Raw genomic sequence first — 1,847 nt, 5'->3', positions numbered from 1 at the left:
CCGCCTGGACGCCGACCGTGCGGCCCGCCCCGACCACCGGGAACTCGAAGCACGGCGGCGCGAGCGGGACCGGGCCGACGAGGCAGTGGCCGCCCGGGACGACGCCGTACGCGACGCCGCCGGACATCTGGCGCGGTGCGAGGGCGAGGTGGCGGGCGCCCTGCGCACGCTCGGCCGCCGGGCCGCGGAACACCAACTGCCCACCGACCGCGGCCGGTTGCGTGAACTGTCCGCCGACATCGACCGGTTCCGGGACACCGCCGACAGCTGGGTGGACGCCCGCCTCACCGCGAGTGCCGCGGCCGACCGGAACCACCAGACGGCCGCGCAGGCGGAGCGTTCGCGCCGGGCGGCAGAGGAACAGGCCGGGGACGCGGCCGCCGCCGAAGCGGGAGCGGCGGGTCTGAGGGCACGTCTGGAGGCGGTGGAGGCCACCGTCGGCGAGGACTACCGGCAGATCGTCGCGCGCGTCACCGAGGCACGCGACGAACTGCGCCGCTGCAGGGAGGCGGCCGCTCGGGCGGCGGATCTCCTGCTCCGCCTGGAAGGGCGTATCGGCGGGCTGCGGGCCACCAGTGGACAGGACGCCGAACGACGGGAGCAGGCCGTCCTGGTCCGGGACCGCGCGGCGCGGCGGTTGCGGCATCTGTGTCTGGTCGGGCTGGCCGAGGACGCCGGCATCGCACCGGAACCCGATGCCGGGGACGGCGCCAAGGCCACCCTGGAGGCCGCCCGCGCCGTCGCGGCGAACTGGCCCGGGATCCCGCACGCCCCACGCAACCTGGGCGACGCCGCGACCCGTCTCTCGGAAGCGGTCCACGAGGCCCGCCGGCGCCTCGGCGCCCGCGCCGACCTGGACCTGGAACCCGACGACGATGTCCAGCTCTTCACCGCCACCCTGGACGGCGTACGCGTGGGGGCGACGGGCCTGCTCACCACGCTCACCGAGGAACGCGACCGCAGTCGCGACGACATCACCACCGGCGAGCGGCGCCTCTTCGACCAGATCCTCACCGGCGACATCCGTCGGCACCTCGCGGTCCGCATCCGTCAGGCCGGTGAACTCGTCGACCGCATGAACGGGCACCTGGAGCGGGTCCGTACCGCCTCCGACGTCGCCGTCCAACTCGTCTGGGACGTCCGTCCGGATCTTCCGGACAGCACCCGCACCGCCCGGCAGCTGCTGCTGAAGGACCCCGGCCGGATCACCGAGACCGACCGGGAGGCCCTGCACGCCTTCTTCCGCGCCCGTGTCGGGGAGGCCAAGGGCAGCGACACGGCCGCGAGCTGGGAGGAACAGCTCGGCGAGGTGCTCGACTACACCGCCTGGCATCGTTTCACCGTCCGCCTCGACCGGGCGAACGGCACCGGCTGGCAGCCGCTGACGAAGAAGCTGCACGGCGCGCTCTCCGGCGGGGAGAAGGCCATCGCCCTGCACCTGCCGCTGTTCGCTGCCGTCGCCGCCCACTACGAGGCGGTGCCCCTGGCACCCCGGCCCATCCTGCTGGACGAGGTCTTCGTCGGTGTCGACACCGTCAACCGCGGACAGGTCTTCGCCCTGCTCACCGCGCTCGACCTGGACCTCATGGTCACCTCCGACCACGAGTGGTGCACCTACGGCGAGCTGCCCGGAATCGCCGTCCACCAACTCCTCACCGACGGGCACGACGACGCGGTCACCAGCGCCCGCTTCGTGTGGAACGGAACCGACCTGGAGGCGGGATGACCCCACGCGAACCGGCCCCAGGCGAACCGGCCCCGGGCGAACCGGCCCCGGGCGAACCGGCCCCGGGCGAACCGGCCCCGGGCGAACCGGCCCCGGGCGAACCGGCCCCGGGCGAACCGGC

1 protein-coding gene is annotated in these 1,847 nt (G+C 74.6%); it reads left to right on the top strand.

Going from position 1 to position 1,847, the window contains the following annotated elements; genetic code table 11:
• Positions 1 to 1,726: TIGR02680 family protein (locus AWZ10_RS00390; RefSeq protein WP_063809734.1), on the top strand; the 1,726-nt coding region annotated here is incomplete at its 5' end.
• Positions 1,727 to 1,847 lie beyond the last annotated feature (121 nt).

Source organism: Streptomyces europaeiscabiei, from assembly GCF_001550375.1.
Classification (GTDB): Bacteria; Actinomycetota; Actinomycetes; order Streptomycetales; family Streptomycetaceae; genus Streptomyces; species Streptomyces europaeiscabiei.
The sequence above is the reverse complement of the archived record's forward strand: the minus strand, read 5'-3'. Positions and strand labels throughout refer to the sequence as shown.